The following is a 26638-nucleotide window of genomic DNA, read 5'->3' as shown; positions in this document are numbered from 1 at the left end:
GTATTTAGATAGAAAAAACAAAGCCCTGCAAACGCAGGGCTTTTCTTATTCCCGATATTCAGTCGTATGACCTATTGGTTAAACACCAATTTCACCACCGTCTTCACGGCGAATAACCACCGTCGCGGCACGTGGACGCAGTGTCATCCCTGCAGGTGTTTCTTCTGCTGCATTGTCGCTGTAAGGCCAGTTGCCTGGGTGCTGAATGTTCACGAACAGAGACTTGTAATCTGGGCTAATGGTAAAGCCCGTCACTTCACAGCCGTTAGGGCCAACGAAGAAACGTTTCAACTCAGCTTGGTTTTCTGCACCGATCACTTCTTGTGTGCCGTTTTCATCCGTCAGCTTAGAAGGTACAACCGCAAGCATTTGGTCATTGGTGTAAGACGTCACTTCATCTGCACCGTTGTCCGTTTGAATCCACAGAATGCCGCGAGGATCAAACGCTAAGCCGTCTGGGCTCGCAAACTGGTTAAGCTCGGTCAAGCTCGAACGGTTAGTGTCCGCATCACCGTTTGCTGGAGAGCCAAACACAAAGATATCCCACGTAAAGTCTGTTGCTGCTTCGCCTTCATCCCAACGGATTACGTGACCAAACTTGTTGTTCAAACGTGGGTTTGCAGGGTTAGTTTCCTCTGTACGCTTGGTGTTGTTCGTTAGCGTCAGGTAAACCGAGCCTGTGAATGGGTCAACGGTACACCACTCTGGGCGATCCATTGGCGTCGCACCAACAAGGTCAGCTGCACCCGCCGTATTCAAGATGATTTCTGCTAGAGAATTGAAGCTGTCTGCAAGTGTGCCACCAGAAGCCGTCGTGCTGTCTAGCGTCAGTGGTAGCCAAGTACCAGAGCTGTCCTCGTTGAAGCGCGCCACATACAGTGTGCCTTCATCCATGTACTTGTCACCCATCGCCAAGCGGTTATCAGGGTTAGCATCCGCAGGATCCCACGCTGCCGCAGATTCAAATTTGTATAGGTACTCAAAGCGAGAGTCGTGACCAGAGTAGAATACCACTGGTTTGCCTTCTTCAAGCTTGCCGAATGTACAGCCTTCATGGCGGAAGCGGCCTAGTGCAGTACGCTTCTTCGCACGCGAGTTTTGCGTATAAGGGTCGATTTCAACAATGTAACCATGGCCGTTCGCCTCGTTACGGTAATCGTCCAATGCGCTTGCGCCTGTTGGTTCTACATTGAATCGCGTGAACTCGTCCAAACGCTCTTCCGCATTACCCGCTAACGTTTCCCATAGGTAACGAGTGCTTGTGTCATCAACACCAATACGATCTTGTTCTTCAGTACGAACACCAGCGTTAACAAAGTAACCCGGCCAGTTCTCTTCACACGTTAGGTAAGTCCCCCAAGGCGTAAAACCATTGCCACAGTTGTTCAGTGTGCCGCGCGCTTGGCTGCCATCTTGCGAGAAGCGAGTCACGGTCAATTCTGTATTCGCGACAGGGCCAGAAAGATCCATGACTGTCGCGCCAGTGTAACGGCGGTTTAGTGGATCGGTATCCACCAACTTCCACATGTTGTCTTCAAGTTGAACGCGAACCACAGACACACCATGTGCATTAATTTCTTTACGAACTTCGTCGACGATAGTACGCACACCGCCCACGGCTGTCGGACCGCTTGGATGCAGAGCTGCGGTATCAATGTACTCGTGGTTGATACACAACAAGCCGTCAGTGTCGCTGTCGTTTAGCGAGAAAAAGTGCATGCCGTCGTGGTGCATACCCAATGCATTAAGCTGGTCGGTACTCGTGTTGCTGCCGTCGTCTTTCCATGCATTACCTTGTGCGTTTAGAGGCGTACCCCATGGCACCAATACTTGTGCTATGTAACCTTGCGGAATCGATACTGCATCCGTCAGTGAGCCCGGAATCGAATCAAAATTCAGGACTGCACTTGAAACGCCAGAGCCGCCACCAGCAGAAGTGCCTGAACTAGAAGAGTTGCACCCTGATAGACCAAATGCGCCAAAAGCGGTCATCGCACTGATACCTAGGCCACCTTTCAGGATACTGCGTCGAGATAGGCTCGCTTCCAGTACTTCTTCAAAAGGTTTGTTATTACTCTGGTTGTAACGCGTCGCGTCGAAGGTTTCCTTACTCATGGTGTTGCTTTCCCAGTGTTAGGTTGAATTATAGGTTTGTAAATCATTGAGCGAGGGGAAGTTTGGAAGAGAAAAGTGACAGAACTAGTCTATCTTTATGAACTTTGTGTTTAGAAAATGTTATAAATCGCCCCTCTATTCTACGTACTTTCGATTTTGCTTGGGCTGAGCTAGATTTGGAGGTATAAGGTTTACTCAAATCATCTACGAGAAATAATCATGAAACTAGATAAAATCGATAACAAAAATCGTCGTCTTCGCAAGAAGCTGTTCCTAGGCGAATTCGCAATCCTAGGTTTTGAGATCAGCTGTGAGACTGACATCAACGACTTTGACCGTTACGATGCATTCGTTGATGAGTTTATCGACTACATTGATGGCCTAAACCTTTGCTTCGGTGGCGGTGGCCTAGAGCTGTTTGAAGGCTTCCTATGTTCAACAGAGCGTTACGAAAGCGCAACTGAAGAACAAAAAGCACAAGTTCTAGCTTGGCTACAAGCTCGCCCAGAAGTAAGCAGCGCAAAAGCTGGCGAACTGGTTGACGCAAACTACCTGTAATTACGGAATCACTCTGTAATAAATAGAGTTGAGCAAGTAATGAGAAAGCTGGTCTTCGGACTGGCTTTTTTGCATTTAAGGCTATGGTTTTGTGCTGAAATGTTGAATCTAGAAAGAGTGGAACGTTTGTTTTTTTTGGGAAGCTTAGTTTAGGAAAGCTGGAGTCTTGGAAAGTATGGATGCGCTAGATAATTTTAGAGCTGGCATTTTATGGAAGGTTATCCGTCCATTGCCAGCTCAGTGCCATTGAGTATGGTTTACTATGCTTTTTTAGCAGTCTCAGTCTTTGTGTCTTTCCAGTATTGGATGCGAACACGGTGTAGCTGAGCTCTTCTCATCTTTTTCATAGCAATCTCCCTCATCTATATAGGTAACGCTCATCTTGAGCTTATTGTCTAAGGTTGTATTCCTCTTCAATCTATCGAGGAACGAATCAATTAACCGTGACTAATTTCACAACATAATGATAAAAGTAGAAGCGTTGCAGTCATTTTTTGACCAGTAAAACGGCTTTTATCTTGTTGATACGGTCAACTTACTCATCACTTATGACAGAAATATGGCAATCAAGTTCCCTATTTAACCTGTCATCGAATCTTAATAACGATTCTTAGATAACCTAGCAAATAATATACCAGTTGCACATAAATTCCAGTTCAGTAAATAACAAAAGTACGCACATGCTCAAACTAAGGTTGGATTCGCTGCTGGTAATGCTGTCGGTAATCTCTCGGAGTCAGTCCCTTGTAGGTTTTAAAGTGGCGATTGAACAAAGCTTGATTGCGATACCCAACTCGCTCAAACACAATTCCTATTGGTAACTCCGTCGATTGCAATAAATCCGCGGCATGGTTGATGCGTAGCTTCATCAAGCGTTGGCTAAACGGCTCTTTAAAGTGCTTTTGAAACAATCGTGTGACCGCACTTTCACTCAACGACAAGTAATCGGCTAAATCAGCCAATGTCACCTTGTTGGCAAAATGCTGCTCAAGATACGCGTTCACACTTGCGACGCGTGCTCTTTCTTGTTGCTCGTGTTCACTCATCGAAAGATAAGAATGGGTCATCAAGGTTTTCGCCGCTTCGTCATGGGCAACCAAAGATAAGATATGAATGAATCTCGACAATTGTTCCATCGCGGGCACTTTCATCAACTCTTGCAGAAGATCCACTACTTGCTGTGCCGTTCGCTCAGAGAACACCACTCCTTTATTTGCGGCTTTCAATAACGGGTCTAGTTTGCGTAGCTCAGTACAATAGAACATTAGGTTCGCGATCCACTCACGCTTAAACCAAATCACATGAGTCTCGCAATTGCTTTCTACCGACGTGGAGTGAATAGAGTGAGGCACACCCGGCGCAATTAGCAGCATCTGATTGTGGGTCACCTCTAGCTCGTGATGCCCAATGTGCAAAGTCCCCGTAAAGTGGCGGTGGATGACCAACTCAAAAACATCATCGTGAAAATGAAAATCGTATTCTTTCGCTGGTTCATCAATACGACGGTAGCGCCAAGAAAAACCAGGCCTTTGCGGTACTTTTTCGATGTGCGCCATTTGATACCCCACAAGATAGTATTGTTTCACGCGCAAATAATATCAGTATTACCGACATATTCTTCATCACGCCTCAATAGTATTGATATTGAGCGGCATACTATCAACTAAGCCTCATCACGCTCCTTATTCTTCTCTTGTAAAGATAAGCTAACTAAGGAGCTTTTATGAGTAACTTTAAAACCAAGCTACGCCAGATTATGCAAAAAACTCGTGATGAGTGGGCTGTGTTTGCGATAAAAGAAATGGGGATTTCATCCAATACCATCGCCAAATCTTATGGCTACAAGTCGAGTTGTGATCTTGAGCAAACTCTTAAACAAGACGAAAAAGACGCCGATTCGTACATTCGCTCGGCACCTTGTGCGAGATCTCTCACAAGCGATGTAAGCAAAACGACCATTTTTGACTAAGAACAAATCGAACAACAAACCTAACTAACTGAAAATTAATAATTATCCTTTTTTAAGCAATATTCGCTGCCAAAGTTTTTTTACCTAGCTGATTGAGAGTAATCAGCAAAACAACAATACTAAGTGTGTCGACAGGATGTTGGCGGGAACAGGAAAAAAGCCTAAAGGATTGGGTATCTTCAGGATGAAGATTTGATAGCTTAGGATGAGTTGTCAGCAAGGATGTAGTTAAGCTCTAGGATAGAGTTCGCCCGTCAGGATGATAGGCAAGAATGGACACCGCTAGGAAGGCGATGAACAAGGAACTCGGTTAAAGGACTTAGCCACAATCAAGGATAGATGCAGGGAGCACCTATTAGTAGCCGGATTGCTGCGAAAAAGAATAAGCCCCGTCTGGGAAACCAGGCGGGGTTTTATTTTGCCTGTCATTTACCATCCTCCTCTGCGTTATTCCACGCATCATGCTATTATTTCTACACTTTCTCTCGAAACGCTTTCTTTAATAAACGCTGAGCAAACAACGTCCTATGCTTAATCCAGTTTGGTTACACACATTCAAAACTCTTGTCGAAGTCGGCCACTTTACTCAGACAGCAGAAAAGCTCTATATGACCCAACCCGGTGTCAGTCAGCACATCAAAAAGCTAGAGCAAGCTTGTCAGCACCCATTGATTAAGCGCGAGAACAAAAGCTTTGAACTGACAGAGCAAGGCCGAATGGTGTATACCTACGCGTTAGAGTTGGAAGAGAAAGAGAAAAACTTACTGGAAGATCTGAGCTTCGATGATCCCTTTGCAGGTCATTGCAAGCTAGCTTGCTCCGGAGCACTTGCCTTGATGCTGTTTGATCCACTGCTTGAAAAACAAACCCAGCATCGCGGATTGTCGATTCACTTGGAAGCGGCACCAAACCAGTCGATTCTAAACGGGGTTGCTGATGGCCGTATTGATATGGGCATCGTGACTTACTCTCCCAATAAGAGTGTTTTCCAAAGTGAACAAATTGGCAGAGAAGCGCTGTGTCTGATCTTACCAAAGTCCTATCATGGAAAAACGTTAACGCCTGAACTGCTTCGAAGTTGCGGCGTGATTGGCCATCCTGATGCTGAGCATTATATGACGTTGTTTTTCGACCAATGTGCAGAACCTTTACTCAAAGAGATCAAGGTCAGTGACATGCCATTATCGGGCTACGTTAACCAACTCAGTCAGATTCTTTTGCCCGTCAGCAAAGGGCTTGGTTTTACTGTTTTGCCCTACAGTGCGGTGGAAAGCTTTTCATTAAGAGAAGAGTTGTATGTGGCTGAGTTAAAACAACCGGTGTACGAAGATTTGTTTTTGGTGAGAAAACGCAGCCGCACACTGCCACTGCGATACCAGACCATCAAAGAAGTATTATTGGATGTGATTGGTGGAGCTCATCAATGAAGTTAGCCACTCTTCGCTGGTAATGCGTTTGTCTTGGCAATCCACCCAATAGGGTTTGCCAGATAACCAGCTCTTTGACGCGACCTCTTTTATAAACAAATCCACGGAATCAACGTCATCTTTGGCGTAATCCCATTTATTGCGCATGTGTTCTGCCGCTTCTTGATTAGTGTACGCCTTGCCGTTGCGGATAAAGGTGCAAGAGGATTGCTCAACTCGCTTTATCAACGTCGAGACATCTTGCTCTACCCCTGCTAGTGTAAAGATAGGCAGAATGCTTAATGTAAGTAACAGTGTCCACTTTGCTTTCATTGCATCTTTATCCTTATCCCTGACCACGTAACTAATACCAAGTAACTACTAATAAGTGACTTAACTATTCTGGTGTTTGGCTGTTTAGCCCAGCAATTATTGCCACCATGTCTTAGCAGGCTGAGGCTCCGCAATCGCCAAACGTTGACCAATCTCAGGGCTCACTAACGTTACACCGCGCTCTTCACTAATGTCTAACGCGCGTTGCATCGGTTCATTCCAATCATGCATCGACAGATCAAACGTACTGTTGTGAATCGGCATCATTACTTTGCCCTGCACATCAATGTGTGCTTGAACACTTTGCTCTGGGAACATGTGAATGTCTGACCAAAGTTCATTGTATGCACCGGTTTCAATCATAGTGAAATCAAACGGACCGTACTTATCACCAATCTCTTTAAAGCCATTGAAGTAACCAGAGTCACCACTAAAGAACACTTTGTGTTGTTGTGCATTAATAACCCAACTGCCCCACAGGGTCGTATCACGGTCTGTCAAACCTCGACCAGAGAAATGCTGAGTCGGAGTCAGTGTATATTCAATGCCGTCGACAGAATGTGACTCCCACCAATCTAGCTCGATCACTTTCTCCTTAGGCACGCCCCAGTTGACTAACAACTGACCGACTTTTAACGGCACCAAGAAAGTGCCCACTTTGTCGCCTAATACTTTAATAGAAGCTTTATCTAGGTGATCGTAATGGTCATGGCTGATCACCACCACATCGATACTTGGTAAATCTTCTAGCGTGATTGGTGTTTGGTGAAAACGTTTTGGCCCCGCCCATTGCACAGGAGACGCGCGATCACTGAATACAGGATCAGTCATTACCAATTTGCCATCGAGTTTCATTAATACACTTGAGTGCCCTAAACGGTAGATAACATCATCTTGCTCTTCTAACAGTTGATTCGCTGTCATGGCATGAACCGGAATTTCAATCGTTGGCGTTGGATTGAGGCGCTCAGTCGTAAAGTAGGCTTTCATGATGCCGAACATGTCACCCAAGCTGCTTTTGTATTCCAACTCTGTGTTGGCAAATTTGTCCGGGTATGTTGGCGCTTTTTCAGTATCAACATTAGAACAAGAAATCATTGATGTACCCATCGCGAACGCTCCTACTGTGGCTAGCAAAGTTTTTTTCATAAAAAGTTAACCCGAACAAAAGTAAACTACACGGTGCAGTTTACATTCTAATTATCAAAAGTAAACTACTTAGTGTAAAATAGATCCAGAAATGATCTTCTTAACTCGGCAAGTTTATGAATGTAAAAAGAAAAGGTCGCAGTGAGACCAAAAGAGAAGCCATCCTGTGCGCAGCAAAGCAAGCGTTCCAAGAGTTTGGGGTGCAAAACACCAGCATGGATAAGCTGTCTGCTATCGCACAAGTCTCTAAACGCACGGTCTACAACCACTTCCCTTCTAAAGAAGCGATCGTGACAGAGTTACTAACCGAACTATGGCGTTCTTCAATGATGGATAGCGACATTGAACGTTTACCAACACTCCCGCTAAAAGATCAACTGGTCGAATTGTTGTACAGCGAAATTATCGTGGTAACCGCACCTGATTATATTGAACTGGCGAAAGTGGCTTTCGGACATTTCTTGTTTAAGCCGGAAGATCTCAAAGAACAAGCGGAACACATGTCGAAGCAAGAAACGGCCTTGTACCGTTGGCTCACGCAACAATCAGAAAAAAACACATTGAAGGTTGATGATGTGGACGTGGCAAGCATTCAATTGCACAACTTAATTAAAGGCAGCGCATTCTGGCCACAATTGATGGGGATGCGAGCTTCGCTAAACTTGGAAGAATCTAGGGGTTTAGCCACCCAAACGGCTGAACTCTTCTTAAGTCATTACTTAGTTCAATAACAAAAAGCGGCTGAATGGCCGCTTTTTTGTGATTTATGCCATAGTAAATTGATGTAATTTTGACTCATTTTTCTTTTTCATTCCCTTGACAGTCGCATACAGCAAGGCTGTGAGAGTTCGATAAATTATTTTTGTCGTATCGACGATATTTTTTCGTTTTCATCTACTGAGAAAACGCCCTAAGGTTCGCACCTCTGACGACGTGGTTGTCCAACCACAATTCTAAGTCGCTGAAGAGAGTGGATTCTGTCACATCAATTACACCCACTCACTATACTCTATACTTACATTTTTAATTTGGTACTGACTTACTAAGGAATTGCCATGCGTATTGCTATTCTTTCTCGTAATGAGAATCTATATTCAACCATGCGCCTAAAGCAGGCGGGTGAAGAGCGCGGACATCAAGTTGATGTTATCGATACTCTGCACTGTTATATGGATATTACGAGTAACAACCCTAAGATCCGTTACATGGGTGAAGAATTGCCAAAGTACGACGCGGTTATTCCACGCATCGGTGCATCTATCACTTTTTACGGTACAGCGGTTGTACGTCAGTTTGAAATGATGGGCACATTCTGTGTGAACGAGTCAGTAGCAATCAGCCGCTCTCGTGACAAGCTACGCTCTATGCAGCTGCTATCACGTAAAGGCATTGGTCTACCTCGCACAGGTTTTGCTCACCACCCTGACAACATTCAGGACGTGATCAAAAACGTTGGCGGCGCACCACTGGTTATCAAGCTACTTGAAGGTACTCAAGGTATCGGTGTTGTTCTTGCTGAGACAACGAAAGCAGCAGAAAGTGTTATCGAAGCATTCATGGGCCTAAAAGCAAACATCATGGTGCAAGAGTTCATTGAAGAAGCAAACGGCGCAGACATCCGTTGTTTCGTAGTGGGTAACAAAGTTATCGCAGCAATGAAACGCCAAGCAAAAGAAGGCGAGTTCCGCTCTAACCTTCACCGTGGTGGTTCTGCTCAGCTTGTAAAACTAAGCAAAGAAGAGCGCGCAACCGCAATCAACGCAGCGAAAGTTATGGGTCTAAACCTATGTGGTGTTGATATTCTTCAATCGAAGAATGGCCCTGTGGTAATGGAAGTGAACTCTTCTCCAGGCCTTGAAGGTATCGAATCAGCAACTGAAAAAGACGTTGCTGGCATGATCTTCGACTTCATCGAGAAGAACGCAAAACCAAACGCTAACCGTACTCGCGGTAAAGGCTGATAATTGTTTGAGTGAGAGCCTGATAAAGGGCTCTCTTTTGACTCATCGCTAGGATGACACTATGAATCAGAAAATGATCATTGGGAACGCCGAAGCAATTTGCTTACCTGAGTTAGGGATTACTCACCTTGAAGCGCGTATTGATACAGGCGCACAGACTTCTTCTTTGCACGTAGATAACCTAGAGTGCACTGAACAAGACGGTCAGTCATACGTAGAGTTCGATCTACACCCAGATGTTTACCACTTAGAGCAAGTCGTTCGCTGTAAAGCTCCACTGAAGGCGAACCGCAAAGTGAAATCATCAAACGGTACTTTCGAACACCGCTGCGTGATCACAACGATGCTGCGCATGGGCGACCAAGAGTGGCCAATCGACATCACGCTAACTAACCGTGAAAAGATGACTTACATGATGTTGTTAGGTCGTCAGGGTATGGCAGACAAAGTTCTGGTAGACCCGAGCCAATCTCATTTATTGGCTCCATAATCCCCGTAGCTTCAGATGAGCGAACTCCGTGGTCGCTCATCTGGCTCTTCTCTGGTTTTCTAGCTGCCCTTCTCCTGTCTATCGTTCTTCCTTTTCAGAACAGAACGCATTAATCCTTTCAGTTTTATCTTCGTTACTCGCCAATGCGTAATGGGTCTAACCGGTGAGGTATTGATGATATGTTGATACGCGTCTTCATCAAACTCCACTTCGCCTCCATGTGCCGCCAATAAACAGCTTGGTTTCATCTCAAAAACGCGCTTTAACGAGCTTCGATATTGGTTAGGATGAAAGATAGGAAATGGCGCTATCAAATGGCTTTTTACCTGTACCATTAAATCCGCTACGTACAATACACTCTGTTCGGCATGATAAACCGATAAATCCCTGTCGGTATGCCCCGGAGTTTCCAATATCTGCCAATCAGCAAAACCGGGAATCACCTCTCCATCCACCAGCTCAATATCCGGCCTTAGTTTTCGCGAATACCATAAGTTGCGCTTGGGTTTGCGCATTCGGTTCGCCATCCAACGTGCCAAAATCAAATCCGTAAGATGCATTAGCCAACCATCAAAACCGCCATACCAATGTGTGTCTCGTTTGGCTGCCAATAGCTTGCAGCCCGTCAAATCTCTTAGCTTGTGCGCCGCACCAGCATGGTCTGGGTGCATGTGGGTAACGACGACCAACTTTAGGTCTGTGAATGGGCGATTGAGCTGATGCTCGATAAAATCTTTGAGGTGAGGAATATCCGCTCGACTTGCGCCATCAAGCAGCATCAATTTGTCTGGATACTCGGCGAGATACATGGTTTGGATGTATCCCTGAATTCTGTGCAGCTGCAAAACATGTCCTTGTTTTGTTGAGTCTTTGTTCTTATTTTTTGTCGACCAAATCCTTACTGGTCAGACCAACTATAACAGCAGAATGGACAGCCTGTTAAATAAATGTTTACACCAACCATCAACAACAGTTGTTAATCGAAAGCACAAATTTTAATCATTAGACTCTGGTTGGGTTTTATCCGTTAATGCGCGCACACGGAGTTCGTGTCAGGGTATGAGGTTAGCGCCTCATGATTTGCTTTTTTGTATTTTCTCCTCTATTTCCAATGAGGGCTTAAATACATTTTTGTGAGAATCGAGTTGGAAAAAGCAACTAAATTAGACCGCATCCGCGCGGACTACAACGTTCACTACTGGAGCCAAGGCTTCTACGGAATTGATGACCAAGGCGAGGTATACGTATCTCCTCGTAGTGACCGTGCACACCAAATCCCTTTCAGTGCGATTGTAAATGAACTAGAAGCTAAGCAGTTTAATCTGCCTGTGTTAGTGCGCTTCCCACAAATCGTACACCAACGCGTGCATGGCATTTGCCAAGCTTTCAACCAAGCAATTGAAGAATACCAATATCCAAACAAATACCTGTTGGTGTACCCAATTAAAGTAAACCAACAGCGCGAAGTGGTTGATGAGATCTTAGCAAGCCAAGCACAGCTAGAAAATAAACAGCTGGGTCTTGAAGCAGGCAGTAAGCCAGAGCTATTGGCAGTACTTGCACTAGCTCAACAAGGCAGCTCCGTGATCGTGTGTAATGGCTATAAAGACCGTGAATACGTGCGTCTTGCACTGATCGGTGAAAAGCTAGGTCACAAAGTATTTATCGTACTAGAGAAGCTATCTGAGCTTGATCTAGTACTTGAAGAAGCAAAAAGCTTGGGCGTAACACCACGTCTTGGCTTGCGTATCCGCCTTGCATCTCAAGGTGCGGGTAAATGGCAAGCAAGCGGCGGTGAGAAATCGAAGTTCGGCCTATCGGCGTCTCAAGTATTGAGCGTGATTGATCGCCTAAAACGCGAAGACAAACTGGACACCATGCAATTGGTTCACTTCCACCTTGGCTCACAGATGGCGAACATCCGTGACGTGCGTAATGGTGTAAACGAATCAGCACGTTTCTATTGTGAATTACGTGCCATGGGTGCAAACATTGATTACTTCGATGTTGGCGGCGGTTTAGCAGTAGACTACGACGGCACACGTAGCCAATCTTCGAACTCGATGAACTACGGCCTTGCAGAATATGCGCGCAACATCGTAAATACCGTCGGTGATGTGTGTCAGCAGTACGAACAACCGATGCCAGTGATTATCTCTGAATCGGGGCGCTCTTTAACTGCACACCACGCTGTACTTATCTCTAACGTCATTGGTACTGAAACATACCAACCGGAAGAAGTGTTCGAGCCAGCTGCAGACGCTCCATTCTTGCTACAAAACATGTGGCGAAACTGGGAGAACCTGCAAGATGGTACGGATGCGCGTGCATTAATTGAAATTTACAACGATACCCAAAGCGATTTGGTAGAGGTTCACTCACAATTCGCGACTGGCGTACTAAACCTTGAACAACGTGCGTGGGCAGAGCAACTGTCACTACGCATTTACTTCGAGCTAAGTCGTCAAATGAGTACTAAGAACCGTTTCCACCGTCCTATTTTGGATGAGTTGAGCGAACGTCTTGCAGACAAGTTCTTCGTGAACTTCTCTCTTTTCCAATCCCTGCCAGATGCATGGGGTATTGATCAGGTCTTCCCTGTTCTGCCGCTTTCTGGTCTCGGTGATGTAGAAGAGCGTCGTGCGGTGATGTTGGACATCACTTGTGACTCCGATGGCGTAATTGACCACTACGTTGATGGCCAAGGCATTGAGAGCACGCTACCAGTACCAGCATGGAGCAACGACAAACCGTACCTAATGGGCTTCTTCCTAGTAGGCGCATACCAAGAGATCCTTGGTGACATGCACAACCTATTTGGTGATACCCACAGTGCAGTAGTCAATGTTGATGAAGAAGGTCAATTTGAGATCAGCTACATCAACGAAGGTGATAGCGTAGAAGACATGATGCGCTACGTTCACATCGACGTAGATGCGATTCGTGACAATTACAAACAATTGGTTTCAGCACGTGTTGAAGCCAGTGAACAAGAACAAATCCTAGCTGAACTAGAACAAGGTTTGGCAGGCTACACCTATTTAGAGGACTTCTGATATGAATGATTTGTTTACGAAAACCGATTATTCGCTTTACTCCAACTCTATGTCGTTTCTACGTCGACCGTACATCAAAAATCCAGTATCGGCAGACGCAGACGTTGTAGTGCTAGGGGTTCCTCTGGACATGGCGACTTCTGGTCGTCCTGGTGCGCGTATGGGTCCAGATGCGATCCGTCGTGCGTCAGTAAACCTTGCTTGGGAAGGCAAGAAGTTCCCTTGGGACTTCAACGTATTTGATAAATTGAAAGTGATCGACGCAGGTGACCTTGTGTTCGATTGTGGTGATGCTGAAGATTTCACATACCGCCTAGAAGCGGCAACAAGTGAGATTCTAAAGAGCGGCAAGACAATGCTAGGCTTGGGTGGTGATCACTTCATCACGCTACCAATCCTACGTGCTTACGCAAAACACCATGGTCAAATGGCACTGATTCACTTCGATGCGCACACTGACACATACGCAAACGGCAGTTCTTACGACCACGGTACTATGTTCTACCATGCACCAAAAGAAGGTCTGATTTCTGCGAAGAACTCAGTTCAAATTGGTATTCGTACTGAATATGACCAACAAGATCACGGCTTCAATGTGATCAACTCGATGCAAGCGAACGACATGTCTGTAGAAGAGATTCTGGCAGAGATTCGTCGCACTGTTGCGGATAAGCCTGTGTATGTCACTTTTGACATCGACTGTCTGGATCCGGCGTTTGCACCGGGTACAGGTACACCAGTTTGTGGCGGTCTGAACTCAGATAAAATTCTGAAGATCATTCGTGGTTTCGCTGGCATGAACATCGTAGGTATGGACGTAGTGGAAGTCTCCCCTCCTTACGACCACAGCGATGTAACGGCATTGGCTGGCGCAACTGTCGCACTTGAGTTGCTTTACGCCTACGCTTCAGGTCGCGAATAACAAAAGTTGTTTTAAGTAAACGCTGTTTTTTAAAGGGAGTCACGGCTCCCTTTTCTGCTTTTAAAGCACCTCAAAATTAGATTAGTTTTTCTAATCCAAATCATAGATTTTTATCTTGCTCAACTTCACACTTTTTGATTGCTAAGTCGGCACTCAAGCTCTAATATCTCGCGCCTAGATTCCATAATCGCCTTATTCATTTGGCTCTCCTTAATGGAGCGCTAAGGCTCTTTACGTCCTAATTTTTAGAGAGATACGCAAATGTCCGCCTCGTTTCCATTAGCGAAACTTACCTTTTTAATCGCAATTCTGACTGCCGTAGGTCAAATGACTCAAACGATGTACGTGCCTTCTATCGGTCATATGGCGGGTGAGTTCTTGGTATCAGCGTCGTCACTTCAAGCCGTGATGGCGTGTTACCTGATCCCTTACGGTCTATCGCAATTCGTCTATGGTCCGCTTTCTGATCGCCTCGGTCGTAAACCAATTATCGTTGCTGGTTTGATCATCTACATTCTTGGTACTTTGGTGGCGCTATTTGCTCATGAGTACGAATGGTTTCTAGCGGGTAGCTTCATCCAAGGTTTGGGTATCGGCTGTGGTGGAGCTATGTCTCGAACTCTGACTCGTGACTGTTTTGAAGGCGCAGAGCTACACCGTGCAAACAGCTTGATCAGCATGTGTGTGATTTTCTCACCATTGATGGCCCCTGTACTGGGCGGTTACCTAACTGAAGCTTTCGGTTGGCGCTCTAGCTACTTATTCCTCGCACTATTTGGTATCGCGGTGGTCATTACCATGATGACAAGCATGATGGAAACCTTGCCGAAAGAGCGCCGCAAACATGAGTCTGTGGCAAAGAGCTACAAGTTCGTGCTTTCAGACAAACGCTTCCAAGGCTTCTTATTGGTGTTGGTGGCAACTTTCGCGGGCGTTGCAGTATTTGAAGCAGCAGCCGGTGTACTACTGGGCGGCGTACTTGGCTTGCCAGCAACCACTGTCAGTTTGCTGTTTGTTTTACCGATTCCGGGTTACTTAGTCGGCGCAGGCTTATCTAGCTACATCGCACAACGTCGCTCTGAGCGTCGTGCTCTAAACGTTGGTCTAGTGGCTATCTTAGTTGGCTCAGCAGTGGTATTGATTCCGGGTCTGTTTGGTCTAACAACGGCGTTGACTCTAATTGGCGGTGCAACCATTTATTTCTTGGGTGCGGGCATTTTGTTCCCCGCGGCAACAACAGGCGCACTTTCACCGTTCCCATACCACGCGGGCACTGGCGGTGCGATTTTGGGTGGCATGCAAAACCTAGGTGCGGGTATCGCGACGCTGTTGGCTTCGTTCTTCCCGGCACAAGACCAAATGCCGCTAGGTTGTTTGATGATGGCCATGTCGATCATAGCTATGCTTGGTTTGCGTTGGGTTAATCGCAAACACGATCACTCAAACGAAATGCCATTGGCGATCTAAAATCTGACTCTCATCCCAACCAAGATAAAGAAAAGGGACATGCTGCAAAGTGTGTCCCTTTTTTGTTGCACACATCTTACCCTTTAGCTCTCATCCACCAGCAATTGCATTTAACATCCCATCCAATCTTTGCTAAAAAGAACAGTTGCTTATACAGAAATTATTCGTTTGCCATTCGATATAATGATATTCACTGGAAGAACACAAACGTACTTTTACTCGCAAGATAAATGAATGGCGAAAAAACACGAGAAGAGTACACAATAAGGATACACAGATGCGTTTCACTTTAACCACGTTGGCCGTATCGGTCGCGCTAGTCGCCGGATGCAGCAATCAAGGATTACCAACCATGAACCATTACTCCCAATCGCAACTCGTCGCTCAACAAACCCAAGCTCCCGTTGCTAAAAAAGTCCCTCATGCAATGACGATTCATGGTGATACCCGAATCGATAATTACTACTGGATGCGTGATGATGAGCGCCAAGATCCAGAAATCTTGCAACACCTTGAGCAAGAGAATCAGTACGCAGAAACCGTTTTAAAACACACCGAAGCACTGCAAGAACAGCTTTTTGAAGAGATCAAAGGGCGTATTGCAAAAGATGACAATTCAGTTCCGGTTCGAAAAGGCAGTTACTACTACTCAAATGAAGTGACAGGCGACAACGAATACGAAGTACATCTGCGTGCAAAAGACTTTGCAGGTAAAGATAAGCAAGTCATCTTAGATGTTAACGAGCTGGCAAAAGAACATGAGTTTTTCAGTATTGGCGGCTTAACGATCAGCCCAAATGAAAACTTGTTGGCTTATGGCGAAGATACGCTGAGTCGCCGTATTTACACCATCAAGATCAAAGACCTCACGACGGGTGAATATCTAAAAGATGAAATTGAAGGCGCGTCAAGTGCGATTGCGTGGCAAAACGACAACCAAGCTTTCTACTACATCAAGAAAGACCCTCAAACACTGTTAGGTTATCAAGTTTACCGCCATGTATTGGGCACACCTCAAACAAGCGATGAGCTGATCTACGAAGAAACCGACAGCGCTTACTACACCTTCTTAAGTAAGAGTAAAGACGGTGAGCAAGTTTACATTTGGCACTCAAGTACAGAGACAAGCGGCGTGTCTGTGATTGATGCTAACAACCCGAACGCCAAAGCCGAAGCTTTCTACCCTAGAGAGACCGGCATTGAGTACAGCATCGCTAAATTAGATGATTGGTACTACATCTACACTAACTACCAAGCTGTAAACTTCCGTTTGATGAAAGTGAAAGCGGAAGAGATGCATGACCGCTCTAAATGGGTCGATGTCATTCCCGCTAACGACAATTCTCAGCTAGTCGATTTCGACTTGTTTGACGATCACCTTGTTTATGAGCAGCGTACGAATGGCCTGTCGACCGTGAAGGTTCGTCAATTATCAACAGGTAAAGAGTTTCCACTCGAGTTTAATGATACGGCTTTTGCTGCTTACCTAACGGGCAACCTTGAACTAGACAATTCAAAAGTTCGCATCTACTACAGCAGCCTGACAACACCGGGGACTTACTACGATTTCGACCTAAATACAGGTGAGTCTGAAATCATGAAGCAAACTCCAGTACTTGGTGATTTTGATGCTGATAACTATCAATCAGAGCGCATCATGGTTGCTGCTCGTGATGGTAAGCAAGTGCCAGTCTCATTGGTTTACCGCAAAGACCTATTCAAGAAAGACGGCACTAACCCAATCTACCAGTACGGTTACGGCTCATACGGTTCCACCATCGAGCCAACATTCCGCTCAACCCGCCTGAGCTTACTTGATCGCGGATTTGTATACGCAATCGCTCACATTCGTGGTTCAGAAATGCTTGGTCGTCCTTGGTATGAAGATGGCAAAAAGCTGACTAAACAAAACACCTTCAATGACTTCATCGACGTAACCAAAGGACTGGTTGAAGAAGGCTACGGTGCCAAAGATAAAGTGTTTGCTGTTGGTGGCTCTGCAGGTGGCCTATTGATGGGCGCTATTATCAACCAAGCACCAGAGCTCTACCGTGGTATTGGCGCGCACGTTCCGTTTGTTGACGTAGTGACGACCATGTTGGATGAGTCGATTCCTCTCACGACCAACGAATACGATGAGTGGGGTAACCCGAATGATAAAACCTACTACGACTACATGCTGAGCTACTCACCGTACGACAACGTGAAGGCTCAGAATTATCCGAACATGTTAGTGACAACAGGTTTGCATGACTCACAAGTCCAGTACTTTGAGCCAATGAAGTGGGTAGCCAAACTTCGTGAAATGAAAACCGATGATAATGTCTTGCTGTTCAAAACCGATATGGAAGCAGGCCACGGCGGTGCTTCTGGTCGATTCAAACGATTAAAAGAAGACGCGCTTGAGTACGCTTTCTTCTTAGACTTGTTGGAAACGAAATAAGCTCTATTAGGGCCTGCTTTTGAGCTGATATAAAAAGAAAAACGCCTACTCACAGCGAGTAGGCGTTAACACAATAAATGTGTTTAGGCAGTAGAAACTGTCCTATTTATTAGAAGTAGTAACGAGCACCTAGAGTCCAGTAGTCGTTTTCTTCGTTGTTGTAGTCGTTACCTAGATCAAACTGGTAAGCAGCAAACGTGTAGAAAGATGGCGTCACTGCATACTCAGCTTGTAGAGCCGTTTCGCTAGTAACTGTCTTGTTGTCTTTCTCGTCTTCCACGCCTTCGTAGTTAACACTGAATGTCCAGTTGTTAACGCCGTAAGCCAATAGACCTTCAAGCTGGCTTGTTTCTTCACGCATATCGTAGAAGTAGTCATTCATGCCATATACTATTGCTGCGTATAAACCTGAACCATAAGTACCGTAGTTAGCAGAGAATACGTGAGAAGTTGCTGACTCGTTTTTAGCACCAACCTCAACGTCACCACCACTGTATACGTAACCTAGACCGAAGCCTGCAAGCTCAGTGCTTAGAGCGATTTGGCCACGTTGGTCATAAATTGATTGTTCACCCTGCCAGCCTAGACCAACGTTCAGACCAAACCCTTCACCAAACTGAAAGCCCTTGCGGTAGCTAAGCATTTTGTCCGCACGTGCAGTACCTAGGTTGCCTTGGTTGTCGTATAAGAAGTCATTGGCAAACGCGATTGGTAAATCCGCAACGCCAGCTACGTCGTAGTATGGTGCCCATTGAGTACCTGCAACTACACGTCCGTATTGCTCATGTGTCGCGCCAATGTAACCTAAACGTGTTTTGAATGAAGTGTCGCCACCATTAAGGTAATTAAGTGCCCATTCACCTTTAGCATCGATAGTTACGCCGTTACCGATGTCTTTTTTACCGCCGATGTTAATACGCGGCGATACTTGGTGAACTTTAACTTCTTCTTCAAAGTACTCACCAACGCCCACAGATACGTGGCCGCCGATAGAAAGAGATGTGCCATCGCTGTTGTAAACTTCAGCTGCGAAAGCTTGAGAACCACATGCTAGTGCCGCCACTGCAACGGCTAGAGTTTTCATTTTCATTGTTAACATCCATATAGTTGTTTGTACTGGTTCGCCCCGACAGCAAAATAAAATGCATCAATCGCAACGAACAGATAACAAAGTAGTAATGAAATATAAATGAAACAAATACTTTCTTATGCAACTGGTATTATTTGTGGTTAATTTTTGATCTTGATCCCATAAAAAAAGGGAACTTTTCAGTTCCCTTCATAATTTGTGTGGTGTTTTGCGTGTTACAACTGCCAGCGTGCGAGTGGCTTCTCAGTTTTGATACCTTTACTGCCCCATCGGTCAACAACATCAATTTGCAGTATGCGATCCTGTGAAACTAATGAAGTTAACGTTTTTGACGGGCGTTTATCAGTGATCAGCCACAGAGTTTCATCTTCCTCAAATTGAGCTTTTAAAGATAGTTTCTCTGCCTCTGACCATTCCAATTCTGGTTTGAATTGGCGATCGACCACAAACAGTTGGTTTCCTGATGCAAAATCTTCTAACGATTCGCCCAACAATACCACCGAATCGATCTCTTTTTCGAAAATTACTTCTTGTTGTTGATTGATCAGTTCCCGCACGTCCAGCATCAAGGCTTGCTGGTTCTTTTCAATCTGAGCTTGATGTTGAGGGTACACCTTTTGTAGGTCCTCACCAACAATCGCTGCCATTCGAATCAAGTTACTCGGATTCATCCATGCGTATTTCGACGTCTCACCATTATCCAACGTTAATGCCGCAACACCTTGTGCTCTCGGTGAAATCGCTTGAGAGGCATCAATCTCTATCAAGCTTACATTTCCCTGGCGCGCATACACAAAAGTAGGGTCTTGATGCCAAACAGCACCTAGCGTGATCGCTACCGTTGCGCTCTTTCCTGCAGCGGTAGCTTGTTCATGTCCTTTACTTGCAAACCAATTCACCAAACGCTCAATCCCGTAACGTTTAGGCGGCAAGTAAGTCGTCTCGATATCCGTACCTTGCATCAACTGCTGAGCCAACATGTAGGTCACAGGAGTGCTCGTAACAATGTCTTTGGCAAAAGCAAACGGCGCTGCTGTACTCGCTATTGCCAAGCTCAATCCCATAATTATCTTTTTCGTGTTCATATTCGAATATCCAGATTTAAGCTTTGCGCACAATGCGATACATGGTTGCAGTTAAAAAGAAGATTGCCGAAACAATGATGATCGACGCACCAGATGGAACTGGAAGTTCCAACTCCATCGGTAAGACGGTGCCAACCAAGCACGCGATGTTCGCCAGTAATGATGAGAGCAACACAAAGCTCCCCATTCTCTTCGTAAGAAGGCGGGCTGTTGCACCAGGAATCAGCAGTAATGCCCCAACTAATACGGCGCCAATGATCTTCACCGCAGCAATGGTCACAAGCGTGATCATCATGACGAACAAGTAATCGTAGAAGCTGGTATTGAATCCACGGACACGCGCGATATCCGGGCTGATGCAAGTCAGTAATATGCGGTTAAATGTCGGGATCAAAAGCAATAAAATGATCAAACAACTCACGGCCAGAATCGTAATGTCTCTGTCTGTTACCGTCAGAATTGAACCGAATAGAACATTCTCCAGCATGTGGATGTTGATCTTGCGTGCCACGTACATTAGCAAGGCAGCACCAACGGCCAGTGCCAGTGCTAGAAATACACCAACTAATGTATCGTAAGGAACATTGGTTCGATTTCGCACGAAATGCAGCAAAAGTGCGAAGATCATGCAGAAGCTAAATAATCCAATGAATGGGTTTTCTGGTGGCTCACCAAGCAGTACACCAATTGCAATACCCGTTAATGCTGCATGGCCGACCGCCTCTGAAAAGAACGCTAAACGCTTCGCAATAACTAGCGTGCCTAAACCACCCAGCAAGGGACCAAGAATGAGTGCAGCCACTATCGCGTTGACCATAAACGCATAAGCAAAACTGTCACTTAACCAACCCGCTTCCACACCATGCAGAGCGAGATCTCTTAACCAATCCATTACGCCGCCTCCACTTTTGCTGTGTAGTGCTTAAACAACGACTCGATACGTTCTGGACTCAGTACTTCTGAATGGTGCCCTGACGCCACAATTTGACGATTCACGACATGGACCTGAGCATCCAAACGACGTACAGCCGTCACATCATGATGCACTGCGAGTACGGTTTTACCTTCAGCAACCACTTCATGAATCAAACCTTCTAGGTAACGAACCCCTTGCTCATCCATGCCAGTCGTTGGCTCATCAAGCACCAACAAACTTGGATCGTCTAAAAGGGCTTGAGCAAACAACACACGTTGTTGCTCACCACCAGAGAGTTGCCCCATACGACGATCGCAACGAGCTGCCATACCGACACGCTCTAGTTGAGCAAGCGCTTGTTGAGTTTGCTTAGATTTACGTCGCCAAAACAGCGGGACACGAGTTTGATTCAGTAAAACAAAATCCATAACCGTAAGCGGTAAGCTGGCTTCAAACATGGCTTTTTGTGGAACATAACCAATATTGCCCGCTTTTTTCGTATGCGCTGGTTCCGGCCAATGAACTGAGATATCGCCAGTAAAAGGCGTTAGCCCCAATACAGAACGCAACAAAGATGTTTTACCACCGCCATTTGGCCCCATGATGACGTGGCATTGACCAGCATCAAATTGGGTGTGAATGTCTTGTAGAATCAGGTTGTCACCATATTGAAGGCTTACCCCGTCGAGAGAAATAGAAGGCCCTAACATCAAGCTTTCTCCTGCTCGTGCTTGCTTGCCACGAACTTCATCGCTTCAATCAGAGTTGCGACGTTCTCACGCATTTCGATTTCCACCTTGTCGGCTTCATACTCTCCATGAGTCATGTGAGAAAAACGGTAAAGCTGTACACCAGTAGCTTCTTCAATCGTATCCACAAAGCGGTTTGGCATGTTTAATTCGTAAAACAGCACATCAATACCAGATTGACGAATCTTCTCTATCGTTTCTTGTAACTGGCTTGCGCTTGGCTCTACACCATGAGCAGGTTCGATAACTGCTGCGACGTCAACACCGAATTCCTGCAAAATATAGCCGTAAGCGTTGTGCGTAGTAGCGACCTTCATACCTGCTGTATCAAGTTGCCCTAAAGACAACATGGCATCACGCTTCAAAAGGCGGAATGTTTTTGCGTAAGAGCGAGCATTCTTGCGATAAAACGCCGCGTTTTCTGGGTCGAGCTTGCTTAGCTCACTCGCAATCGTGTAAACCTTTTGAATCGTGGTCGATAAGCCAACAAACGTATGCGGGTTAACTGCGCCTTTACCGACTGATTGACCCATCGCAGGTAGCAGTGGTACTTCTTTGTTCGCCTCTATCACCACAAGATCGTCACGTTGTGCAGCTTGAATCACTTTCAGAGCAAAATCATCGTGACCGATACCATTGACGACTATCACATCCATTTGCTTCAAGCGCTTTAAGTCATTCGGTTGAGGTAGATAGTTGTGGGGATTAAAGCCAGCATCCACCAAAGGTAGAATTTCGGCTTTGTCACCGACTACAGCTTTTACATAGCTGTAGTAAGGTTGAAGCGTAATACCAATATTGAGCTTATCTGCTGCAAAGCTCGATGAAGCTACAGCCAGCAATGCACTAGCCGTTATAATTCGACGTAGAAAAGATCGTTTCATCATAGTTTTTATCGTTAAAATTGAGCTTAATGGGCGTGAGCATTTGAAGACGTAGCAGGGACAAGAACAATTTGTTGCCAACCTTGCTTCTGCCGTTCACTTATCTCCACAAGAGATAAATCAGACGCCTTTGTTGTAGACTGAATAAACCAAATGTCGGCGTGTGCATTACGACTATCAAGAAGCATTGAAGCCGCCCCTTTTTCATCTTGTCTTATACCAAGGTAGATACCAGCATCTAGCAGCTGCCATTGATGAGAGCCTTTGCGTTGCCAGCTTTGATCTTGCACAAATGGGGCAACCCAAAACTCTTCCAATTCGCTTACGGCAGGCCACTCACCAACATCTAGATGAAGATCTCGAATCTCTTCATGTGCCAACTTTAGCTCGGCAATCATCGCAAGTTCTTCTTGTTCAAGATCAGTAATGAGCACTTGATGAGACTGCACGTCAGTATGTTCTGTCTCGGATTGATGGTGAGGCAGCAAAATCGAGGAGACCGCAAGAATACCTGCGATGGTTAGAGCAACCCATTTACCTTCTCGACTGCCGTTATCCGGCCTGATCTTCTGGGTAATCATTTCTCTTTTAACTCAACGATATCCACTTCTACTGGGTTTTCATGCCCCGCATCGAAAACCAAATAAAAATCGGTTTGAGGATGTGTGAACTCAGCAATGGAGCGTTTATCTGTCGTTACTTTGGCGATCAAGTTGTCGTCGTAATCGTACATTTCAACGTCATAGTCCACTGCGGTAGAACCGTCTGAATAGCCTGCCTCGCAAATCACTTTATCTTGCTCTAAATGGCAACTCATCAATGGAAAGTGCGCGAACGCTTGAGAAGAGATAAAACCAGCAACCAACACTGAGGTTTTGAGAATAGAAACGTTTTTCATGATGCATCCAAATTGGCTCAGCGTAAGGCTGAGCCAAATTTTGATTAGTTAAGTTGAGTTTCAAACGTTAGGTGAACGTTCATGCTTGCTTTGTCCGCAAGTGGATCGTTTTTCAGCTCACCCTTGTAGTTTGCTTTCATTAAGTAGCGACCTGCTACATCTGGCGTGAAGGTGATTTTTCCATCCTTGTCACTGACCACATCGATTTGCTCTTGATGGTTGCGATACAGAGTACCTTCACGCGTAATTTCCGCCGTGACACCTTGCTGAGGTTCGCCGTTAAAGAAGAATTGGAATATCACTTCTTCACCTTCAATAATGTCTGAAGGATGCGTAATCGGCTTCATTTCCAACAGCTTACCTTCAATCTCTAGCGCCTTTTCTGTTGGCATACCAACCGTTACATAGCTTTCTGCACGTGTGTAACTAAGTTGGGTAACAACATCACGTGCCTTTTCAGGAATCACACTTGCGCGATCTGCTTTGCTCGCTTTCGCCCACTTAACCGTGTCACGACGGCCTGCTTTGTACTGGGTGTAGTAGCTAGGTTGGTTATTGATAGCCACTTTGTGTGTGCCTTCTTCTTCGAAGTAGAAGTCAAACATCGAACGGCGCTTACCGCGTACCACAAAGTTCGGACGCTCAGAACGACCATCTGGCATGATCACGAACGCTTGCTCGCTACCTGCTGGCTTATCGAATACAAACGTACCGTGAGACGCTGTCACGTCGAACGTTAACCAATCACCGCCTTCTTTTGATACCGTAAAGTGAGAAGGGAGAAGCCAACGAGGGTGCGCTTGTGCTGTTGTCGCGGCCGCTAACCCCATTACCATTACACTTGCTAATGCCACCGCTTTCATCTTGGTTTTCATTGTTATTCCTTCTCTATCACTTAATTTGGTAATTGACGGTAATGACACCCGTCTCTTCCGTTGGTTTTATTTGGTAGCGTACTTCACTGTCCGCTAACTGCATTTTTTGACGTAAGTAATTACGGCCACCGTGTTCACGCACGACTTCGACATGTAAGGTGTAATTGCCCTGCTCGAGTCGTTGACCATCATCATTAGTGCCATCCCAAACGAATCGGTATTGGCCTGCAGGTCGAGTAGCTGACGTTACGGCATCAACCAATTCGCGATCGTAACGACCCACTTTGCGCCACCAGCTGCGAAGATCTTTCAACCACTCATCTTTACCAACCCAAAGCTGAATGGTTTTGACTGGTTTACGCTTTTCATCTTCGATCCATACTGCGACATAAGGTCTTGCGTACATCGAGGTATCAATCTTTGGTAACTCAAACTCAAAGTCGACTTTGGCATTATCTGGAAAGGGAGCGGCCATAAGCGGCAAAGGAGATAAAGCCGCGATCAATGCGGCTTTACTAAACGGGTGACGGCGAAAAATTCGGCCTATGTTTAACATTGGTTTTTTCTCTGAATAGGCTGTTATGGCACAGCGAAAAAATAAATAACGAGTGATAACGCAGTCCCAAAACTCATCCACTGCATTGATGTTCTAAAAGTCTTTTTCTTTGGAAGCAGCAAACACACACCGGTCAGCACAAAAAACACCATTAGCAGGGCTGTTATGTCGATAAACCATTTCCACGTATCGCCACTGTTGCGACCTTTATGTAGGTCGTTTAGCAGCGCAACCATGCCGTAGTTGGTGGTTTCAACTTCAGCTTCACCCGTCGTCATATCGACGAAAACGGTGGCGTTGTAGCCTGGGCCTTTGAAATCTAAAGAGAGTTCACCAATCATCAATTCACCATCCTCAACCTCGGTATACACATCGAGTGCTGATGGTGAGCCTCGTAGGTCTGTTTCTTGTGTTAAGAAACTTAACAGGGCAGAGCGATTAGGTTGGAAGCTTCCTTCATTCGCAAATAGTTGCTCGGAAGGAACTGTGAGTGTGTGTTGCTGAATGATGGGTTCACTGCGCTCAAACAATTCTGGTCGGTTCAACGTAATACCAGTTACCGCAAAAAACAGCGTCACCAATAAAAGAGCCATAGAAATATAAACGTGCAGACGGCGTGCCCAAGTTTGGACGCCTTTGCTTTTGAGCAACATAGAAAACAATCATCACCAGTAAATGAGGGAGTAATTTAGGTGATAATCATTCGTATTGGCATTTAATTTACATTGTTTACGTTTGGTCAAAAAGCATTGCTCCCGTCGATACTGACGGGAGCAAATAAGAGGAGGCGTTATCGAGCTAGAATGGGATAAGTAAAGAAAAGCAAGTGACAGAGATTAAACGCGAAGTGAGCGAGCACAGCGCACCATAAACGGCCAGTAAAATGGAACACCAAACCGTACCCAGCCCCAGCAAGCGCGGCAAATACCATTAATAGTGGGCCACCAGCAAAATGAGCCAAGCCAAATAAAAGACTCGCTACTACCAAGCCGACTCGCCAGTCAAAGCGGCGGGATAGTGACTGCTGTATAAATCCACGAAATAGCGCTTCTTCTGCCACACAAGTCAGGACTAAGTTGTTTAAAGCAAATAACCACCACCAAGATGGCAAACTCAATTCAGGCTTTAAAGCTCCAAGCGCTGACGCAATAGGCAACAACAAGAGCAAAGGAATCATCACCAGCAATGCCGGTTTGACTCTTACCTTTGACTCACCACCTAGCAAAATCGGATAAGCCAGTAAGAGTGCAAAGAAGGCAAGCGGCTTGTCTAAGTTAAGGTACATAGAGAATGGAACACTTAACGGCCCCGCAGATACCTTGTCGAGCACTTGCAGATTATTGAATCCCGGGATCAGATGGACAAACAAAAGAGCACACCAAGCAATCACGATTCCCCACCCCAAATAGAAAATAGGTTTCGTTTTTGGCTGCGCTTTTAGCCTTGAAGCGAGACTGGGAATTCGGTATGACACGCCAAGCACAAACAAAGAGCTGATCAAGGCGATAAGCTCAATACGGCCGAGAATAAAGCCACCAAACAAGGTGATTCCAAGCAATACGAGTGCGGCTCCAGTATGGCGGAGAAAAGCCGCTGCTATCGCCAAAATTAACGGGCACCATAGCCAGATGTCAGAATCGAGAATCATTGTATTATCCTTATAAACAAAAGCTGACGTTCCAGTCTTATCGCTGGATAGCGGTAATATAACGTTAT

At 45.6% G+C, this 26638-nt stretch carries 26 protein-coding genes; 10 read left to right on the top strand and 16 right to left on the bottom strand.

The features are described from left to right. Nucleotides 1-78: 78 nt before the first annotated feature. Nucleotides 79-2115 carry a PhoX family phosphatase gene (locus tag ITG12_RS25940; RefSeq protein WP_248874499.1) on the bottom strand — a complete coding sequence of 679 codons (2037 nt, stop codon included), beginning with the start codon at nucleotides 2113-2115 and terminating at the stop codon, nucleotides 79-81. Nucleotides 2116-2334: 219 nt separating this feature from the next. Here ITG12_RS25940 and ITG12_RS25935 point away from each other — a divergent pair, with 219 nt between their 5' ends. After that, nucleotides 2335-2673: a YggL family protein gene (locus ITG12_RS25935; protein WP_005438242.1), complete on the top strand. Its 339-nt coding sequence runs from the start codon at nucleotides 2335-2337 to the stop codon at nucleotides 2671-2673. A 689-nt stretch (nucleotides 2674-3362) separates the two neighbouring features. Here the strand turns inward: ITG12_RS25935 and ITG12_RS25930 are convergent. Next, on the bottom strand, nucleotides 3363-4229 hold the full coding sequence (locus ITG12_RS25930) for a helix-turn-helix domain-containing protein (protein ID WP_038882238.1): 867 nt from the start codon (nucleotides 4227-4229) through the stop codon (nucleotides 3363-3365). Between the two features lie 167 nt (nucleotides 4230-4396). Here ITG12_RS25930 and ITG12_RS25925 point away from each other — a divergent pair, with 167 nt between their 5' ends. Together ITG12_RS25925 and ITG12_RS25920 are read left to right on the top strand one after the other, a co-directional pair. Then, the gene (locus tag ITG12_RS25925) at nucleotides 4397-4642 is read left to right on the top strand and encodes a hypothetical protein (RefSeq protein WP_042599972.1); all 246 of its coding nucleotides are present in this window, start codon (nucleotides 4397-4399) and stop codon (nucleotides 4640-4642) included. 527 nt (nucleotides 4643-5169) lie between these two features. Then, nucleotides 5170-6069 (top strand): LysR family transcriptional regulator, encoded by a 900-nt coding sequence (locus tag ITG12_RS25920; RefSeq protein ID WP_038882234.1) that lies wholly within the window; start codon nucleotides 5170-5172, stop codon nucleotides 6067-6069. Here ITG12_RS25920 and ITG12_RS25915 read toward each other — a convergent pair. Further along, entirely contained in the window at nucleotides 6037-6381 is a 345-nt protein-coding gene (locus tag ITG12_RS25915; protein ID WP_038882232.1) for a DUF5329 family protein, read from the bottom strand. The genes ITG12_RS25920 and ITG12_RS25915 overlap by 33 nt on opposite strands. Before the next feature lie 96 nt (nucleotides 6382-6477). After that, a complete protein-coding gene (locus ITG12_RS25910; RefSeq protein WP_104029610.1) occupies nucleotides 6478-7491 on the bottom strand; it encodes an MBL fold metallo-hydrolase in 1014 nt (337 codons plus the stop codon). Between the two features lie 155 nt (nucleotides 7492-7646). Here ITG12_RS25910 and ITG12_RS25905 point away from each other — a divergent pair, with 155 nt between their 5' ends. The 3 genes from ITG12_RS25905 (at nucleotide 7647) to ITG12_RS25895 (ending at nucleotide 9981) form a co-directional block, all read left to right on the top strand. Next, nucleotides 7647-8261 carry a TetR/AcrR family transcriptional regulator gene (locus tag ITG12_RS25905; protein WP_039976063.1) on the top strand — a complete coding sequence of 205 codons (615 nt, stop codon included), beginning with the start codon at nucleotides 7647-7649 and terminating at the stop codon, nucleotides 8259-8261. 324 nt (nucleotides 8262-8585) lie between these two features. Further along, nucleotides 8586-9491 (top strand): 30S ribosomal protein S6--L-glutamate ligase, encoded by a 906-nt coding sequence (gene rimK / locus ITG12_RS25900; protein ID WP_005438260.1) that lies wholly within the window; start codon nucleotides 8586-8588, stop codon nucleotides 9489-9491. Nucleotides 9492-9552: 61 nt separating this feature from the next. After that, a complete protein-coding gene (locus ITG12_RS25895) occupies nucleotides 9553-9981 on the top strand; it encodes a RimK/LysX family protein (protein WP_005432588.1) in 429 nt (142 codons plus the stop codon). Nucleotides 9982-10040: 59 nt separating this feature from the next. Here the strand turns inward: ITG12_RS25895 and ITG12_RS25890 are convergent, their stop codons facing one another. Beyond that, nucleotides 10041-10790: an MBL fold metallo-hydrolase gene (locus tag ITG12_RS25890; RefSeq protein WP_248875090.1), complete on the bottom strand. Its 750-nt coding sequence runs from the start codon at nucleotides 10788-10790 to the stop codon at nucleotides 10041-10043. 336 nt (nucleotides 10791-11126) lie between these two features. Between ITG12_RS25890 and speA the strand changes: the two genes are divergently transcribed. The 4 genes from speA (at nucleotide 11127) to ITG12_RS25870 (ending at nucleotide 17869) form a co-directional block, all read left to right on the top strand. Beyond that, nucleotides 11127-13037 (top strand): arginine decarboxylase, encoded by a 1911-nt coding sequence (gene speA, locus ITG12_RS25885; protein ID WP_038882241.1) that lies wholly within the window; start codon nucleotides 11127-11129, stop codon nucleotides 13035-13037. Between the two features lies 1 nt (nucleotide 13038). Continuing rightward, nucleotides 13039-13959 (top strand): agmatinase, encoded by a 921-nt coding sequence (speB, locus tag ITG12_RS25880; RefSeq protein ID WP_038882222.1) that lies wholly within the window; start codon nucleotides 13039-13041, stop codon nucleotides 13957-13959. 261 nt (nucleotides 13960-14220) lie between these two features. Continuing rightward, a complete protein-coding gene (emrD, locus tag ITG12_RS25875; protein ID WP_042599978.1) occupies nucleotides 14221-15426 on the top strand; it encodes a multidrug efflux MFS transporter EmrD in 1206 nt (401 codons plus the stop codon). 277 nt (nucleotides 15427-15703) lie between these two features. After that, nucleotides 15704-17869, top strand: a complete 2166-nt coding sequence (locus ITG12_RS25870; protein WP_038882218.1) for an oligopeptidase B — start codon at nucleotides 15704-15706, stop codon at nucleotides 17867-17869. A 109-nt stretch (nucleotides 17870-17978) separates the two neighbouring features. On the opposite strand, the gene ITG12_RS25865 is transcribed toward ITG12_RS25870, so the two are convergent. From ITG12_RS25865 to ITG12_RS25815, 11 genes are all read right to left on the bottom strand, one after another. Beyond that, nucleotides 17979-18959, bottom strand: a complete 981-nt coding sequence (locus tag ITG12_RS25865) for a porin (protein WP_038882216.1) — start codon at nucleotides 18957-18959, stop codon at nucleotides 17979-17981. A gap of 215 nt (nucleotides 18960-19174) precedes the next feature. Beyond that, nucleotides 19175-20044 carry a zinc ABC transporter substrate-binding protein gene (locus ITG12_RS25860; protein ID WP_038882214.1) on the bottom strand — a complete coding sequence of 290 codons (870 nt, stop codon included), beginning with the start codon at nucleotides 20042-20044 and terminating at the stop codon, nucleotides 19175-19177. A 16-nt stretch (nucleotides 20045-20060) separates the two neighbouring features. Further along, complete coding sequence (locus ITG12_RS25855) at nucleotides 20061-20936, bottom strand: metal ABC transporter permease (protein ID WP_038882212.1); 876 nt, start codon at nucleotides 20934-20936, stop codon at nucleotides 20061-20063. Next, nucleotides 20936-21670 carry a metal ABC transporter ATP-binding protein gene (locus tag ITG12_RS25850; RefSeq protein WP_104025993.1) on the bottom strand — a complete coding sequence of 245 codons (735 nt, stop codon included), beginning with the start codon at nucleotides 21668-21670 and terminating at the stop codon, nucleotides 20936-20938. The genes ITG12_RS25855 and ITG12_RS25850 overlap by 1 nt, the downstream gene beginning before the upstream one ends. Beyond that, nucleotides 21670-22596 (bottom strand): zinc ABC transporter substrate-binding protein, encoded by a 927-nt coding sequence (locus ITG12_RS25845; protein WP_061034356.1) that lies wholly within the window; start codon nucleotides 22594-22596, stop codon nucleotides 21670-21672. The genes ITG12_RS25850 and ITG12_RS25845 overlap by 1 nt, the downstream gene beginning before the upstream one ends. A gap of 23 nt (nucleotides 22597-22619) precedes the next feature. After that, nucleotides 22620-23174: a hypothetical protein gene (locus tag ITG12_RS25840; RefSeq protein ID WP_104025992.1), complete on the bottom strand. Its 555-nt coding sequence runs from the start codon at nucleotides 23172-23174 to the stop codon at nucleotides 22620-22622. Beyond that, nucleotides 23171-23491, bottom strand: a complete 321-nt coding sequence (locus tag ITG12_RS25835; protein ID WP_005438283.1) for a hypothetical protein — start codon at nucleotides 23489-23491, stop codon at nucleotides 23171-23173. The genes ITG12_RS25840 and ITG12_RS25835 overlap by 4 nt, the downstream gene beginning before the upstream one ends. 44 nt (nucleotides 23492-23535) lie before the next feature. After that, a complete protein-coding gene (locus ITG12_RS25830; protein ID WP_104025991.1) occupies nucleotides 23536-24366 on the bottom strand; it encodes a DUF4198 domain-containing protein in 831 nt (276 codons plus the stop codon). Nucleotides 24367-24382: 16 nt separating this feature from the next. Continuing rightward, nucleotides 24383-24922: a DUF2271 domain-containing protein gene (locus ITG12_RS25825; protein ID WP_038868515.1), complete on the bottom strand. Its 540-nt coding sequence runs from the start codon at nucleotides 24920-24922 to the stop codon at nucleotides 24383-24385. A 23-nt stretch (nucleotides 24923-24945) separates the two neighbouring features. Then, nucleotides 24946-25575: a PepSY-associated TM helix domain-containing protein gene (locus ITG12_RS25820; protein WP_104025990.1), complete on the bottom strand. Its 630-nt coding sequence runs from the start codon at nucleotides 25573-25575 to the stop codon at nucleotides 24946-24948. 137 nt (nucleotides 25576-25712) lie between these two features. Then, entirely contained in the window at nucleotides 25713-26570 is an 858-nt protein-coding gene (locus ITG12_RS25815) for a CPBP family intramembrane glutamic endopeptidase (RefSeq protein ID WP_248874497.1), read from the bottom strand. Between the last annotated feature and the right edge of the window lie 68 nt (nucleotides 26571-26638).

Source organism: Vibrio sp. ED002 (genome assembly GCF_023277445.1).
Taxonomy (GTDB): domain Bacteria; phylum Pseudomonadota; class Gammaproteobacteria; order Enterobacterales; family Vibrionaceae; genus Vibrio; species Vibrio jasicida.
The sequence above is the reverse complement of the archived record's forward strand: the minus strand, read 5'-3'. Positions and strand labels throughout refer to the sequence as shown.